13 protein-coding genes are annotated in these 15,906 nt (G+C 39.6%); 1 reads left to right on the forward strand and 12 read right to left on the reverse strand.

Annotated elements, in window-relative coordinates:
* Positions 1-64: 64 nt before the first annotated feature.
* From C406_RS0110660 to C406_RS0110700, 9 genes are all read right to left on the reverse strand, one after another.
* The gene (locus C406_RS0110660) at positions 65-1,363 is read right to left on the reverse strand and encodes a type III PLP-dependent enzyme (protein WP_017380610.1); all 1,299 of its coding nucleotides are present in this window, start codon (positions 1,361-1,363) and stop codon (positions 65-67) included.
* Complete coding sequence (locus tag C406_RS0110665; RefSeq protein ID WP_026045672.1) at positions 1,351-2,574, reverse strand: MFS transporter; 1,224 nt, start codon at positions 2,572-2,574, stop codon at positions 1,351-1,353. Before C406_RS0110665 ends, C406_RS0110660 begins: the two co-directional genes overlap by 13 nt.
* 6 nt (positions 2,575-2,580) lie before the next feature.
* Positions 2,581-4,695 (reverse strand): IucA/IucC family protein, encoded by a 2,115-nt coding sequence (locus C406_RS0110670; RefSeq protein WP_017380612.1) that lies wholly within the window; start codon positions 4,693-4,695, stop codon positions 2,581-2,583.
* Positions 4,692-6,698 carry an IucA/IucC family protein gene (locus C406_RS0110675; protein ID WP_017380613.1) on the reverse strand — a complete coding sequence of 669 codons (2,007 nt, stop codon included), beginning with the start codon at positions 6,696-6,698 and terminating at the stop codon, positions 4,692-4,694. The genes C406_RS0110670 and C406_RS0110675 overlap by 4 nt, the downstream gene beginning before the upstream one ends.
* Positions 6,699-7,145: 447 nt before the next feature.
* Positions 7,146-8,690, reverse strand: coding sequence for a hypothetical protein (locus tag C406_RS0110680; protein ID WP_017380614.1), 1,545 nt, complete (start codon positions 8,688-8,690; stop codon positions 7,146-7,148).
* Between the two features lie 117 nt (positions 8,691-8,807).
* On the reverse strand, positions 8,808-9,830 hold the full coding sequence (locus C406_RS0110685; RefSeq protein WP_017380615.1) for a conjugal transfer protein TrbL family protein: 1,023 nt from the start codon (positions 9,828-9,830) through the stop codon (positions 8,808-8,810).
* On the reverse strand, positions 9,827-10,051 hold the full coding sequence (locus tag C406_RS0110690; RefSeq protein ID WP_192812599.1) for a hypothetical protein: 225 nt from the start codon (positions 10,049-10,051) through the stop codon (positions 9,827-9,829). The genes C406_RS0110685 and C406_RS0110690 overlap by 4 nt, the downstream gene beginning before the upstream one ends.
* 58 nt (positions 10,052-10,109) lie before the next feature.
* Positions 10,110-10,661, reverse strand: coding sequence for a hypothetical protein (locus C406_RS0110695; protein WP_017380617.1), 552 nt, complete (start codon positions 10,659-10,661; stop codon positions 10,110-10,112).
* 14 nt (positions 10,662-10,675) lie between these two features.
* The gene (locus C406_RS0110700; protein ID WP_237740543.1) at positions 10,676-11,419 is read right to left on the reverse strand and encodes a M23 family metallopeptidase; all 744 of its coding nucleotides are present in this window, start codon (positions 11,417-11,419) and stop codon (positions 10,676-10,678) included.
* 52 nt (positions 11,420-11,471) lie between these two features.
* Here C406_RS0110700 and C406_RS21050 point away from each other — a divergent pair, with 52 nt between their 5' ends.
* Positions 11,472-11,723, forward strand: coding sequence for a hypothetical protein (locus tag C406_RS21050; RefSeq protein WP_237740544.1), 252 nt, complete (start codon positions 11,472-11,474; stop codon positions 11,721-11,723).
* Positions 11,724-11,772: 49 nt separating this feature from the next.
* Here C406_RS21050 and C406_RS0110705 read toward each other — a convergent pair whose 3' ends face one another.
* The 3 genes from C406_RS0110705 to C406_RS0110715 are packed head-to-tail and all read right to left on the reverse strand — an operon-like array spanning position 11,773 to position 14,936.
* Positions 11,773-13,644: a VirB4 family type IV secretion system protein gene (locus C406_RS0110705; protein WP_017380619.1), complete on the reverse strand. Its 1,872-nt coding sequence runs from the start codon at positions 13,642-13,644 to the stop codon at positions 11,773-11,775.
* 12 nt (positions 13,645-13,656) lie between these two features.
* Complete coding sequence (locus tag C406_RS0110710; RefSeq protein WP_017380620.1) at positions 13,657-14,691, reverse strand: hypothetical protein; 1,035 nt, start codon at positions 14,689-14,691, stop codon at positions 13,657-13,659.
* A gap of 20 nt (positions 14,692-14,711) precedes the next feature.
* Positions 14,712-14,936: a hypothetical protein gene (locus C406_RS0110715; RefSeq protein WP_017380621.1), complete on the reverse strand. Its 225-nt coding sequence runs from the start codon at positions 14,934-14,936 to the stop codon at positions 14,712-14,714.
* Positions 14,937-15,906: the final 970 nt, after the last annotated feature.

Genomic DNA, 15,906 nt, shown 5'->3' on the forward strand with positions numbered 1-15,906 from the left:
CAAACATGAAGCAACATACGCTAAAGAACAAAATAAACGAGCGGTAGGCAATCCCACCGCTCGTTTATTTTGTTTCGGGCATTCCTTCCGCTGGTGTGCTATCCGATTTATTTGATGCTTCCATTTTCGACCCAGAACCGCTAATAGTGTCCGCTTCTATGTAATAATGATCCGGATGTGGATGACTGAGAAAGTCATGATGGGAAATAGCCCAGCCGTATGCGCCTACATAGCTAAAAAGCAGGATATCTCCTGCTCTTAGACTAGGTACGTTGATATTTCTAGCCAATATGTCATTTGGTGTACATAACTCTCCTGCAACAGTTACGACCGCTTCATTTATTTCGGGACGGATAAAAGGGTATGACCATTTTTCTATTGGTATGATTGTAAAAGGGTGACTCTGCTTCCAGGCTGCCGGAAGTCTGAGCTGATGGCTTCCTCCCCGTACTATACAAAAGTATTCGCCATGATTTTGTTTGATATCTAATACCTCCACTGCATAGTGTCCGCACGAAGAGGTGATGTAGCGACCGCATTCAAACAGCACTTTCCAATTGGTTTCTTTGTGCTTTGCTAGTACTTTGTTTAAACGATCCATAAAGTCCATCCAGTTGAACTGATTTTCAATATCCTGATAATTGATACCGATGCCTCCTCCTACGTTTAAGTAGGAAATATCTAAAGCAAAGTTCTCCTCCCACGTTTTTGATAGTTCAAAACAACGGCCCACAAATTCAGCATGGGCTTTGGAATCAAGATTGTTGGACATAGCATGAAAATGAAAACCTCGCAGGGTAATATTCAACAGACTTTTAGCCAATAAAATCGCATTCCGTATGTTAAATTCATCAATCCCAAATTGTGTCGGAACGCCTGCCATCTTCAATCGAGCATTTGGTACTGAACTGCGTAAATTAACGCGCAGCAAAATATCCACAGTGGTCCCTTTTTGACTGGCGATGTAATTAACCAGCTGTAACTCATGTAAACTCTCGACATTTATGAGCGTCACTGTGTGATCAATAGCTCCTTCAATTTCATCCTGCGTTTTCCCAGGGCCACCGAAGAGAATAGGAATGTCTTTGTCTACAGCTCGAACTTTTTCTATTTCCCCTAGTGAAGCCACTTCAAATCCATGAACGATGGGAGCTAAGGTCCTTAGAAGTGTCTCATCTGAGTTAGCTTTTATCGCATAAAATAAACGACTTACTGAAGGAAGTGATGTGGTCAGCTTATGAACATGGTTGCGAAGCTTTGGTAAGTCATATAAATAAGCACAAAACGGTTTCTTTTGTTCCATTCTGAGGGATTTCACGGTATTTTCCATCATAAAAAATGAACACTCTCCTATAAATTCCATATTTGACGTCTTATCGTTAATATAATTGATGTAATCGCAATACAGCCTCCCCCCATCACAATACCCGCCCAAGAAGTCCCAGCCCATGTGGCAATAGCACCTAAAAGGATGGCCCCTAACGGAATAAACCCTCTATCCATTAACGCGATACTCAAAACCCTGCCACGAAGTTGGTCGGGAACATGCATTTGAAGTGTAATACGGCTCATCGTTCTGTACGTTTGGCTTGTTAAACCGACAAGAAACATAGCGAGTCCTGCTTGTAAGAAGCTTTGAGCAACGATAAAGAACAGCAAAGATAAACCAAATCCCATAATGGAACAAATCAACCACTTGCCTGCCCCCTTAATTTCTTTGCCAAGAGACAGCCAGGTTCCCCCTACCAAAGCACCAATTGATGAAATAGATAGAAGCAGTCCAAACCCTTCTGGTCCAAGATTGAGTAGGTCCCGGGCAAATAACGGCATCATTGTTGTGTAAGGAAAACCAAAGATCATGGGTACTATAGCCAACATGAGCAATGATTGAACGGAAGGCTGATTCTTCACATAATCTGCAGCCTCTCTGAACGTTGTTTTTTCTCTATTCTTTTTAGTAAATTGGGGGACAGCATGAGAACGAATCACGACTAAAGATATGAGTACACCTAACGTCCCCCATGCATTGATATAAAATATATTGGCAATATCCGTGACGGCAAGCAACATTCCTGCAAGCGCCGGTCCAATAATACGAGAAAGATTGATGACGAGCGTATTAATAGCAATTGCACTAGACATAGCGTTTGGCGTCACAAGGTTTGGCACTAAAGCATTGCGGATGGGTGAATCCATAGCTGCAAGCATCGACCGTAGCGTGACAATCAAGATAAAAGCCCAAAACAATACTGGACCTGAATCCAAAAGATATCCTAAGCAGAACGTCAAGAACATCATTCCTATTTGAATGAAGATTAATAGCTTTCGTCGATCATAACGATCTGCCAATACCCCAGCTGGTACGCTAAGTAAAAAAGTTGGAAGTAGGCGGCAAGCATTAACTACCCCTAACATCAGCGGAGAATTTGTTAATTGAAGCACCGCCCAATTCAATGCGACTAAATCCATCCAATCTCCTACCCGTGTCACCAAGCTGCCCGACATGAATATCTGAAAAACTCTTGAATTCAGGGCAAAACGTGACATCTGAGATTGAATATCTACGTTTGACATGTAAAGTTATACTTCCTTCCGATGACATTCAAAAAGAGGGTTAGGTACGCTTGTATACGAATAATCCTTTGCTTCCGGTTTTAACCGCATTTTTGTCAGTGCTTTATAATCTACTTTTTCTTGATAAAAAGCGGCTCTGTCTAAACGGGCATTTTCAGCATATGTTGTGGTCTCAAGCTGATTAAAAACCGTTTCACAAATCATATGAATTTCCTTCCACAACTCTTCTTCTTTCAGTCCGAATTGTTGGCAAACCTGCAATAACAACTCTCCACAGTGATTTTGCAATACCGTATAAAAAACTTTGTTATGCATTTCTTTTAAACAATTTGTAGCTGTTGCTGAATTCGGATAAAATTCGATTTGTAATCCTGCTTGTTCGAGCCTGTTTAAATAGATTCTGCTACCTCCCCAGTCTCTGAACAACATTCGAACAGGGCGACCATTTTTGAACACCATCACACTGTTTTGTAAATGACCTTCCAGACCAATTCCGTACTTTACCATTAGTGTCAGAAAGCCTGGCAGTGCAATAGATGCATATTCGGAAACGAATTGAAACGCAGCCTTGCAGATGGAAGGTTCCTTACGTTCTTCTGCATACTTCTCAATTAACTCAACAAGAATTGTTTTTTCGGTGATTGGTGATTGACCAAAAAGTGAGCTACCAACGATAGCTACTTCGTCCAAGTTAACGAATGTTTCTACATTCTCCCGTAAAACTGCAGATAAATTCCTGTTCTTTAATTTTTGATTATCTGAAAGATCTCCTATTTTGTTCAGTTTAAAATTAAAACCTGCGCATTCACATACTGGAACAAATGTTTTAGTCAACTCTTGTTCCCTCTCCATTACTAAACGAATAAGTCGTGTGATTACCGTAGCATTATTTGTCGTATTAGCGGATATAGAGCGGACAGTAGAGGTCATCTGACTGTTGATTGCTACTTTTATCGAGTGTTTAGTCCCTGCCTTCAGAGGCACTAAAGTTCTAAAAGAAGAGGTTGCACCACTTGGAATCTTTAGACCCTGTATAGGTATGACTATTCGTTGTTGAATTTCAGTTTCATAAATATCAGGTATCGCATGTTCCATTTGCCAAGGATGCACTGGGACAAACACATAATCATCTACTTGAAGTTGGCATTTCGAAAATTGTTTTTCGATTGTTCTTGGTAACTCTGGGTACTCGTTAAAAAGAAAAGCATTTGCATTCTTTTCATTCTCCTCTTCCTGTTTCCACTCTGCGTAATCTTTTCGAATCCCTACAAACTGTAAATCTGCTACTCCATCAAATTCAGGAGAATAACGAAACACATCTTCTGGGTCCATGCCTACTTTCGTCTTCGCGCCTGGGTGGAGGTTATGTCCTTCAATACTTAGTTGTTCAAAAAATAGACTCGAATCAAATCCAGGGTCTTGTTTCTTTCTGAACAAAACCCAATCAATCGTATTGGTGATTTCATGTTCACTTGCCTTTTGCTGAAGTTCTTTTTTCTTCAGTTCCCAGTAGGCATAGGAAAGTGACAGATTCGCACTACCATTCGTTAATTCTTCCTCCAGTTTCACCCATGAACTTTGCCCTTTTTCCTGGTAAATCTGTTCTTTCTCACTCATCAAATGAAGCAGTTCCACCACGTTATCAATTGGGTTAATTCCGACTTCAGAAACTTGTAAAATCTGTCCATCTACTTCTGCCCGGTTAAACGCATAGGTTTGACCGACCGGAATCATGAGGAAATTCTTCTCGGAAAGAGGATATAGTTTGTAAGTGTCACCATTATTCAAGCCATATGTATGGAGTTCCTTCATTACTTTTTTCCAATAATCATTAATGACTGGAACATTTATTGCATAAGTTGTGTCCATCACGAACAAATCATATGAGTCTGACGTCAGCCCCATAATATCTTCACGTACCATCGAGCCTGCCAGACGGTTTAATATTCCTTGGCGCCCTTTTTCAACGGACAATTCATAAGCAGGTGCTATGTCCGGGAAATTGTCCTTCAAGAAATGTAGAATGGTAAATTCATCACTGAATAAATGCTCCTCACTGAAATTCTTTTCTGCTGTCAGGATTCTATTTTTTTCAGGAAGTTCTATTGAAATTGTAGTCATGATTGAATCTCTCCATTCCATTTCATCAAGGGGTTCGGAACTTTGCTAAATGTGTAAGCTGTGATGTCCCCCTGCAGGCGCATAGTCGTCAATGCTTTTAAATGTATTGTTGGCTGAAAAAGTTCGTTCTCATCTGCCTCAGCTTGTTGTGCAATAGAAGAATCCTTCTTAAGCTCTTCAAATACAGCTTTACAAACAATCGCCACCTGCTCCCATAGCCTGTCCTCATCTATTTCTAAAGATCTAACCAGACATGTAATCAATTCGGCAAAATGGTTTTGAATAACGGAATACGAAATAATATTTCTTAACTGATCTACTTGATCCGTGACGATTGAAGAGCCAGGATAAAACTTCGCATCATATCCATGGTTCTCTAATCTTTCCGGCAAAATTCTGATACCACCGAAGTCCCTTAAAAGAATACGTACTAGCTCGCCATTTCGAAAAACACTCACACTATTTTGCATATGTCCTTCTAAACTAATTCCATATCGAACCATTAACGTCAGAAATCCTGGTAGTGATGCCTCAGCATATTTTCGGATAAATAAAGACGCTGCCTCTTTGTGATCAGACAATTGATAGTGCGTAGCCAATTCCTCAACCAGTTCAACGGCAATAAGCTTGCCGCTTATGGGTGACTCCGCAAGAAGCGCTGCAGCCGCCATCGGTATTTCATTTTCTTCTTTAATATGGTTCTCAGGATTCTCCCGTAAAAGGGACCCTAAATTCGCTTTAAATGTCCAACTTTCTTCTTCTGACAGCGATTGTGCAAGTGGGTTGTAATAAGCACCTGACCGTTCCTGTAATACAATAAAACGACCTTCAAAATCATTCTCTTTTTCTAATATGCTGGCCATTATTTTAGAAAGAATAGGTCCGTTCTCTACCGAATTGGGAGAAACGGTACGAACAGCACTGGTAGTTTGAATATTGACCGCTGTTTTAATATGGTGCCTTCCCTGTCCGCGATCTTGGATGGGGGCTAGCGAACGAAAAGAAACCAACGACTGAGTAGGAATATGAAAACTTAAAATAGGAACGATTCTCTTCATCTCGATTTCTACTTTGTACAAAGTGGGTAATGTATGTTCAAACTGCCAAGGGTGAACGGGAATTATTTCAAACTGATCAACTTTCAATCCCAAGCTATGTAAAGTTTTATCCACAACGGACTGTAATCCTTCATATTCTTGATATAAAAGGCTTGTAACGGATTGTTCATCGATTGACGTGGTGCGGCAATACTTTTTCGAAACAGCTACAAATGCAACTTTCGGATTACCGCCCCACTCTGGTGAGTACTTGATGACATCTGCAGTACTAACACCGAATTTTGTTTTGGTTCCTGGATGGAGTGGATGGCCTTCTACAACCCATTGTTCATAAAAAGCAAGGGGACTGAACCTTTTATCTACTTTTTTCTGATGCATAACCCACTCAAGTGAAGTCTGAATATGTAATAAATGAGCAGTAGCAGTTAAGTTTTTTTTTCTTCGATCGGCACCTGTTAAGGCTAATGTGAAGTTAGCTGCCCCATTTAGAATCTCCAGTTTAAAGCGAAGATACTGTTCTGCTGTTGCTTCTTTTAATAACCCTTCATTCTTTAACAACTCCAGAAGCTCCGCAGGATGTGCGAGAATCTTAGAAAACTGTTCACCTTGAACAAATAGATCACCATCTACATCGAATCGTCCCAGTGAATGGCGCTTTTTGATGTCAGTGTGAAGTACGTTTCCACTAGGTAGTTTTATTGAAATACTGTTTTTCATTCCTGTCAGCCATAAAATCCGCTTGTCATCAATTATCTGTTCTCTGATAAGTGCTTGAAAAAGCCGTTGAGAGATTCCTCTTCTTCCTGCTAGAATATTTTTTATATATGATTCCTCCAGATCAGATTCTTCCCGCTTAAGGTAATCTAACGTTTCGGATTCTTCTTCACTCAACAACTGTGTCCGTTTTGTATTTTCAATATGGATCATAGTCACTTCAACTCTCACTTTCAGCTATCCAGGAATTTTTATTAATCAGTACGAGATCACATTGATAATGATAATCGTTATCAATTACACTGGTAATGTTAAATGATTACAATACTCTTCGTCAACATGCAAAAGTACCATGATCTAAGACTGCAGAAGTGTAATTTATCCCATTTCGTTGACGCTCCTACATACTATGGGCAAGCCCCGACATAGCTAATAACAAGCATAAAAATCCCCCAGCAAACAGAGTTTGTTGGGGGATTTTTTCTAGAAATTATCGTTTTCAATCGTCCACTTTTCATAAAACTTCAACTTGTATCCAATAATTTAAAAAAATAAATTACTTTTACTACACTCCTCACTCTTTTAGGGAGGGACATTGTCTTTTTCTTATGTAAATATCTCTGGACATTATGATTCTTAATTTTTCTCAATCCGTTTTGTATGCAATCTCCCTTCACCTCATAGTCCATTACTCTTTTTTAATTCATTCAATTCACTTTTAACTACATCCATTTTTTGTTTGGCTTCTGTGACTTTACCTACATCTTTACTGTCATCAATTGTTTTTTGAAGATTAACTTTTTTTTCTTCTAAAGTGGCCATCTCTACTTGTTTTTTCTCGGCTGTTACTATACGATTCATCAATCCATCATTCTTTGATGCTTTTTCACTGACAAATGTCTTAGCTGCCTTAATGTCTCCTACTTGAAGAAAAGCTGTTACGATATGTGTTTTCCTATCTTCTGTTAGCTCAATACCCTCTCGATTCGCAAGGACTTGATCCCACTCTCTTTCCAAGACTCCGTTAGCAAAACCAATGTGTGGATTTGACACTTTCAAAATTTCTTGTAATTGATCTAATTCATCCCGTAGATTTTTCTTAGTCATGTATTCCGTTAATCGACTGACGGCAAGCTCATCTTTTTCGAGATATTTTTCATAGGATCCATGTTTTATCCAAAGTTGATGCAACAACTCTGTCTCGTCTTTATTTATATGGTCATAATCTTTTGCTTCGAGCACCTTCATAACACTTTCGGTATCCCCTAACAGTCCTTCCAGATATACTTGCTCTACATCTTTTTCTTCTTGATGTGCAGCTGGTTTTCCTTCAGGCGATTCTGCATTCTTGTTAGCACCCGTTAACAGGATATTCAGTAAAAGCGCCACTACTAAAATGGCAGCTGCTCCTATTAAGAAACGAATATTGTCTTCTTTTTTACTTTTCGCTTTCTTTGTTGGCTGAGAAGATGGTAAATCAGTTCGTATTTCAGGTTTTTTCTCGGAATTATGTTGGAGAAACCGAACTGGAACAAGTTTAGATATCGAAAAGCGCTTTTTGTTGGCTAGTTCTTGCCCTAGCTCTTCTTGTTCTATTTGTTTTCGCTCTTGTATTTCATCGAACAACGATTGGACGAAAGATGCCATTTGATCAAGCGAGTCTAACCGTAAATAAATCATTTCCGCAAAATTAATTACCTCTTCATTTTGTTCGAAAAAGTCACTACGTTTAGGTCGACCATACACTTGTTGTAAGTTCGTTAGCGAGATAACGATCAAATCTTTCACTGCACTGAGTGGAGATTTCTCGTTTTCAATAGCAAAAGCTTGGTGTTCCATAACGAGCGCTTTCACCGATGCTTCTTCTCCATCAATGACTAGATTTTCCGTCTCCCACAAAACCTCACCTTGTTTTTCTTTCGCCAGTTGAATCAATGACAGGTAGTAGGGTAATTTGTCTTCTAAATACATCGTTTTTAAGGCATTAAATGATTTGAGACCGGTCACATCATATGTATAACAGACTTGTCCAGATTGAAAACTGATGTCTCTTGCGGGTAGATACAGGGTAGATTCTTGCAGTGTGTACATTTTATCTTTATACCATTTCTGTACTTGATTCATCTCTTGTGTATTGAACGTCGATAGTGGTTGTAAATAGGAAATGGTATTCATTTCAATCTCAAATGTCCCCACCTTATTTGCAATCGTTCGAATGACCATCTTCTTATCATCCTTTCATCATATCTGTATCTGCAGGTTCCTTTTGAACCCCCTAGCATGAGCACTAAATAAAGTGGACGATATTATTAATTTCTTCAATTGACTACACTCACTTTATTATTTCACATACTTTGCTACGTATTTGACTGTCGAGCCTATTGCCTTCGCAGATCCTGTAGATGCACCAAATTGATTCAATAACGCAGGGATGGATAGTCCAATGATGAAAAATATCATCCCAATTAAAAAGTTCCCGTTTTGCATATTAACTAACGTTTTCACGCCCAAAACAAAGCACAACAATTGCAGCGTTAATGTTAAGACGTTACTAATGACGATTTTAAGCCATAAACTAAAGAAATTATATTGATCATTTACAATGGTTGGAATCGCCAATACTCCGGTAATATACAGAACGACAAACAGGACGGTTCGGTACAGGATGGATAAAAAGAAAACGAATAGAATGACTGACACAACCAACATCAAGATAATCCCATAACCGACGGAATTAACCGCCAGCACCTGCATCATCTTGTAGTGTGTAACCGGACTCGTTAACAGCATCTCGGTCAGAAGATGCGTCATTTCTAATATCCATTCAAACAATTCTCCATAAATGCCTAACAAAATGGAACCTGTGACTACGGCGATTAATTTTTCATACAGCGTATTCATCCCTTCATCCCCATTGGAGGAATAGAGGATGACTATTTTCACGGTCTGCCAAAGTAGAAAGATGGCCGTCATCGTCCATGCAAGTGATTTAAAGTTCAACATATATCCTTCATAGATTGGATTTCCTGTAATGATTGAAGAATCAATTTGAAATTTCCCAAAGCTATCAATTGCTCCAAATACAAAACCACTGACCGTCGTAAATAAGAAACCATTTGTTTGGCACATCACTTCATACCACTTACAGTCAAATTGATTCGTTTCATAATCGTATTTATCTAAAAACATTCCATTTTCCATGTAAGATTCGGCACGATTTACTTGCTCTGCAGTTACTTCTGCTGTGTTTTTATAATCTTCTAATGTATCATCCATAAATTCGCCTTCTGCAGCTTCTACACCATTCACCATAAACATAGATAGCAACAACACCCCAAAAACGAACATGACGTGTTTCTTCATGTGCTAACACCTCCATTCATAAGGGTCATGAACAGAATTAATAAAGGGATACATACGAAGAACCCTACTCTCAAGACCACGCCTTTTTTGATTTCGAGTATTTCATGCGCACTTAGTGCCTTATCATACTGCAATTCATACTGGCGACTCGCTTGCTCCAGTTGTTTTTTGGCGAGTCGATTGATGAGGTTCTCAAAGAGATCATTCACTCTTCGTTGCATCCTCATTACTTTTTGTAAGATGGTCATCTCTGTTCACATCCCTTTTTGAGTCTCCTGTCTATAAAGCTATCTCCGCAATCACCTGTTCCCCTGAAACGAGAGGTTCCAAGTCGTGATCATCTACCTTCAGTTCCCCACCTTCATGTATCCATGTAACCGTGGACATCAAGATTAAGAGAGGTTGATCCCCAGGTTTGACTAACTCTTCATCAATCCCGGTTAAGGTTGCTTTGTATAGCACATATACCTTGTAGGTGTCTTCTTGCTTTCGAACCGAAATGTTATAAATCTCTAGGTCCTTCATTTTACTGACATTCGTGTCTTGATTCGTTTCATTGTCTGACATAATTTGTTCCGCCTCTTTGCGGTAACGTTTTGTAAAATAGTCAATCGAGCCGCCTTGTAAGGTGTCAGTAATAAAACTTTCTGTTTTGGTGAATATTTCTTTTTCTTCGGTGTCAGATGATTTTATTTTTTCGACATCATGCGATAAATCTGTGTTTTTTTGTTTCAAGTCTTGATTGGCTGCACCTACATTAAAAAGAACGAGGGATAGCCCCACCAAGAGGACAATCAGTAACACGTTCACGAGTTTCAAGCGACTTTGCATAATCGCCCCTCCCTTTATTCAGGATCTTCTGACGTTAAATACGACATCGGATTGAGTCGGGTTCCGAACATCTCGTCCGTTTGGATTTCAAAATGAAGATGATCACCTGTCGAGTTTCCCGTTGTGCCACATTGCCCGATGACTTCTAACTGATCAATCTCTTGCCCCACCTCTACGCTAATGCGGCTTAAATGCGCATACGTCGTAAAGAGATTATTTGCATGCGCAATGACGACGATGTTGCCATATGTATTCGTTGGGTAACTACTTGGAAATTCCGCATACACAACTTTCCCATCCTTGGCTGCGTATATCGGGTCAGGATTACTACAGGCAAAATCTACACCTTGATGGTTATCAATCTCCCCTGTTATGGGATGAATGCGTACTCCATAATTGGAATTTACTTGAACATTCGGAATGGGTTGCGCAAATTCTCCTGACTCGACCGTGCAATTCATCGTTAATCCGCCGAGTGCACTGACTATCGCTGTAATCGTGGGTACCCAGTGGGCGTTCAAGTTGGTTGGGTCATTTTCTGCCCCAAGTGGAGCGTAGACCGAACCCAATTTGTTAATGCTAACCTTTCCATCTGTGATGATCCGGTTGTGTAGCGTTTTTCCCATTGAAGCAAGTCCTTCTTCTAATGTAGAAAACTGCATGAGTCCATCTGACCCCATCAATCCACCCGGGTTATTTTTGGTAACGACGGCTTTTGAGGTGCCACTAGCCGTTTCGTGCAGTGCAATCGCCGCCATGAGAACGGGGTCTATGCCTTGTTCACCCGCAATCTTTATGAAGAGGTTTCCTTTGCCTGAAAAGACACCAGCCGTGCTGATTTTGTCCTCCCACGCTTCCTGGTTAATTTCTCCATTCACTGCGCAATACGCGCCTCCTGCAGTGCCCGAAATGGCTTGTACATTTCCTTCTGGGTTTTCTAAATCCAATCCTTTGTCTTTGCCGTTCATGGACAGTACAACGGGAATCACCAGAAGGACGATGCCGATCCCGATCACCACTAACCCGATGGGATTGAAGAAAATCTTCATGAGAAGCAAGTGACCAAGTGTCTTCGCGGTCTCTTTCCCGTTCATCTCCTCATCCCTTCCTTCTACATCGTGATGTCATTAATGCTTTTCTGTTCAAACCACAACATTTTTGTCACGTCATTGAGTTGTACTTCTAGTTTGATTTTTTTCGAACCGGTATAGAAAATTCCTTTTCCAACTTGTTCTTTTTTCTTCCCATCTTTTAAAATGAGTGTTTCTCGTTCCCCTTTAGAAAACGTATTGCCGAGTTCTTCTTCTAAATATTTCAATTCTTCTTCACTCATCGGTAAATACAAACGCTGTACCGATTGAGTGATAATGGCTTTTCCGTAGTTTCGGTTCTCATCACGCGCGGATAAAAAATCCTCGACCGATTGAGAGGCGGTCGTAATCCCACAATTAAACGAACGCAGCACTTTCATCATGAAATAAATGAATTCCATTGCTTTTGGTACCTTGGGATCCGCAATGACATGAGCTTCATCAATAAAGATTTCACTAGGCTTGCGGTCGCCACTCATGATTTCATAGGTGGTATGCGACAGAATGTTATAGAACAAGATGCGTTGAATCTTCTCATTGTTGCTCATCTCTTTTAAGTCGTAACAGATGAGGTCATTATCGATGTTAATGTTTGTGTGTCCGTTAAATAGTTCCGAATACATCCCGGTTACATAGGTCTTCAATGTCGTATGGAAATCTCGAACTGTATCAAATAAATAAGGATCATTTGTTTTATCTTTTTCAATGATTTCATATAAGTCTTGCAAGATGGGATAGTCGGTTGCGGTTAATTCGCTGGTATTTGTGGTATCTGTGATATTTTTCTGTGCATAAATTTTTTGGATATAGTTACTTAAAATCTCTTCTTGCAAGTCTGTCATGCCGTTATACATGAGTCGAAACATGACCAATAAGTTGGAGATTTTCGTTAACAGGAGATTGCCGAACTCCGTTTCTTCGATGATCATTTTTCCACTGATTTTGGGGAGATCCAAGGGATTAATACGATTCCCACCTTTTAGTTGAAACTTCACCCATGCCCCACCGAGATCTGCGTAATTGCGCCCAAACTCACCCTTAGGGTCCACTGTAATAATTTTACGGCCGAGCATGTGCTTGTTCGTCATGTTCGCAAACAGGTAGGTGGATTTCCCAATCCCTGATATTCCAATGACAAATTCATGTCGGTTAAGTAACTTGGTATCGTCGACAATCACGACATTCCCGGTCGTCATATTTCGCCCTTTGATTAAGCCAGTTTGGGAAAACATTTCATTTTCATGAAACGGAAAGAAATACGAAATGGCTTCAGAGTTACTCATTTTATAGGTCAACTCATTGACCTTATTTTCATTTAAGGGGAGGAAAGAACGGAAGGCATCAATCGCCCGGTCCGTTGGGTTATGGATAATCCCAATTTTGGAGAATTTACTTTTCACGGTGGTGGTTAACTGATCGAGTTCATCAATGGAACTCGCCACGACATGAATTAGTGTGTGGAATAAGAAGATTTTATCATTACGGTATGCTAGATTTTTGAGCATGTCAGACGCACTATCAATTTGGCCTTGAGATTCAATTAAGGTGTTTTCATCCGCAAAGCGTGTATTCATTTTCATGCGGTTTTGTTTAATGCTTTTGACGAGCTGAGAACGCACCTCGCCTGTGTGGTACTCTTGCACGTAATTAATAATGGACACGTTTTCCGGAATTTCGGTGACTTGTTGGATTTTGTTTTGGTCTTGGACCGGATCGTAATCGACAATCAATAACGAGCGTGTGTAGTTCGCCCCGACACGAACGTAGGAATCATATTCCGTAATGTTATCAGGGGCTAAGACCGTGAGGAGCGATCGATTCATTCCGCGTACGGTCTCTTCAAAACTCGTTTCTTCTTTTTTGCTTGGGAGTAGTTGTTTGAACCAGTTCACCCTGCCACCTCCTTATTCAAAACGATCATTTAGTTGATTCTTGTAATAGTTCAGCAATTCTTTCGCTGTATTTTTGCCGATGATGACATCTGCACTGGCATTGGTTTTGTTGATGATGTTCTCGCCTTGGGCTTGTGCCCCTTCAAAGTCGATACACGCATAGTAAAACTTCAGCAACTCTTCGTTATTTAACACGTTCACATCGAGCTTTTCATAGCCACTTAACATCTGTTCGAGTTTAGATTTTAAAATATTCGCGGTCGTATCAATTTTCATGTAATCTTTCTCCGAACTCGTCATAGGTGTGGAAATAACCAGGTAGCGTTTTCGTGTTACCATGCTTTTAGATTTTTGAATGCGCTCGATTTGATTGAGATACCCTTGTTTTAACACGCGTTTTGCATAAGACGCATCGGTTTCGAGTTGCTCATTAAACCACATGTGATAATGCGTTAAATTAATCGGTTGTGCCACCTGCATAATTTGCAGCTGTTTTTCCCCTGAATCATTCAAAAACGATTGATACGCTTCTAATACGCGTTCTTTTGCACTTTCATTCATCAACGATAAATTCACTGATGATACTTCCAACACTTTGATTAAGGTGCGACTCGACGATTCGATGCAGCCATTGGCAATGTTCGCAAGTCCAAGTTCGGTACGTGTATCTCCCTCACTACGGCTCATCGGCAAGTCTCCTTTCGCATAATAAAATTCTTTCTTTCGCAAGCTTGCTTGTAGTTTCCACAGCACTCTGTATTGCAACAGTGATAAGTTTTTTCGTACCGGGTGTTTGGTTAATTGAAAAACTGCGACCAGCAAAGTGGGTGTAAACGCAATCAGCATTAGTTTCTGATCAAGATGACCCACTCGGTATAACATGTACGAAATGACAGCACCCAGGATTACAAAAGGCGATAGAATAAATACATCCTGAAACGAAATGTTTCCGTATATATATTTTTTGGTGTCAATATTGAGTGGTAATTCAACTTTTCCAGAAGAGCGGTATCGTTCTTGTCGTTCAAAATGATCTTCGGAACGCATGTTCATCACATCTTTCTAGATTATAGATTCGCTTGAACGTATTGGATGATTGGACGAGCTAGTAAGAACAAGACCACACCAAATACACAGAGTTTGATGCCATTCTTAAATTTCCGAGAATTTTGTTCATCTCCAGCCCATACCCCGATCGCACAAATGAGTAAGCCAATCGCAAAAACGATAATAAACGTACCTTGAATATCGCTAAATAAAGTATCTAAGAATCCTTGTATTCTCTCAAACATATCCTCAACCTCCTAAATTTTGTGGTATTCTCACCTTCACGCGGTATACTTTTAATCTTCTCTGGCGTCCGTTCTATTGAGTATTGAAGTGTATCTTCATATTGATAGACGGTCAAAATGGATGAGTGTCTGAAATAATGCTTCAAATATCAGTAACCTTAATTTCATCATCCATCAATCTTTCTTTGTGTTTGATCAGACTCCTTTTAAGATTGTTGGCATCTCGATTTCACCAATTACTTGATTGATAAGATATTCATGTATTATTAAAGACAGTAACACTAAGGTCAGTAAAAATAGTGTAAATATTTGTTAAGATTTGTAAAGATTTATTAAACTTTATTAAACTTTGAAACTATTTAAGTTAAATCATTTAACTTAATGTTGAGGCTCTATGGACGAAAATGAATTCTCATCCCCTTGGATTTCATTTTCGTCATCCGCCGTACTTGTCGTTTCAATACATACAAACGGTTTGATTGCGATAAACCCATTCTTAGGTAACCGATAAAATCGTTCCCCAACTTCTTCTTGAACGCTAAATTTCTTTTGACATGAAAAAAGCCCCTTTCAAATTTCTCGAAGTGAAGAGAAATTCCAAAGAGGTGTGTTCCCATTGATTAAAGACATAATGAAATAAAACTTATAAATTCTATTTATGTAAATTAATAACGTGTTATTCGTGTCTACACCAAACTATAATTTTATTTGGTGTGGTTTGGGCTGGAATACATCTTGTTATAGGGCCATAAATAACAATTAGATTTCGGTTTGCAGGATTTTTTGTAAAGGTTTGACCACTTGTCACTAATATTTGAGTATACGGTGAAATATTGAACACTGAGTTTTTGGCACATTAATTTTATATACTTCTCATGGTAGATGGTAGCTTACGTGAAACGTAAATCATGGTGGTTTTTTATCTTTGAACAAAATAAACGAGCGGTGGCCAATGCCACCGCTCGTTTAT

This window comes from Paenisporosarcina sp. TG-14 (assembly GCF_000297555.1).
In the GTDB taxonomy this organism is placed as follows: Bacteria; Bacillota; Bacilli; order Bacillales_A; family Planococcaceae; genus Paenisporosarcina; species Paenisporosarcina antarctica.

What these genes read in the sequence shown, in the direction of transcription:
- C406_RS0110690 (WP_192812599.1), bottom strand. Translation starts at nt 10,051, where the DNA reads ATGCAACGAAGAGTGAATGATCTCTTTGAGAACCTCATCAATCGACTC.
- C406_RS0110695 (WP_017380617.1), bottom strand. Translation starts at nt 10,661, where the DNA reads ATGCAAAGTCGCTTGAAACTCGTGAACGTGTTACTGATTGTCCTCTTG.
- C406_RS0110715 (WP_017380621.1), bottom strand. Translation starts at nt 14,936, where the DNA reads ATGTTTGAGAGAATACAAGGATTCTTAGATACTTTATTTAGCGATATT.
- C406_RS0110660 (WP_017380610.1), bottom strand. Translation starts at nt 1,363, where the DNA reads ATGGAATTTATAGGAGAGTGTTCATTTTTTATGATGGAAAATACCGTG.
- C406_RS0110670 (WP_017380612.1), bottom strand. Translation starts at nt 4,695, where the DNA reads ATGACTACAATTTCAATAGAACTTCCTGAAAAAAATAGAATCCTGACA.
- C406_RS0110685 (WP_017380615.1), bottom strand. Translation starts at nt 9,830, where the DNA reads ATGAAGAAACACGTCATGTTCGTTTTTGGGGTGTTGTTGCTATCTATG.
- C406_RS0110700 (WP_237740543.1), bottom strand. Translation starts at nt 11,419, where the DNA reads ATGGCGGCGATTGCACTGCACGAAACGGCTAGTGGCACCTCAAAAGCC.
- C406_RS0110710 (WP_017380620.1), bottom strand. Translation starts at nt 14,691, where the DNA reads ATGCGTTCCGAAGATCATTTTGAACGACAAGAACGATACCGCTCTTCT.
- C406_RS0110680 (WP_017380614.1), bottom strand. Translation starts at nt 8,690, where the DNA reads ATGGTCATTCGAACGATTGCAAATAAGGTGGGGACATTTGAGATTGAA.
- C406_RS0110665 (WP_026045672.1), bottom strand. Translation starts at nt 2,574, where the DNA reads ATGTCAAACGTAGATATTCAATCTCAGATGTCACGTTTTGCCCTGAAT.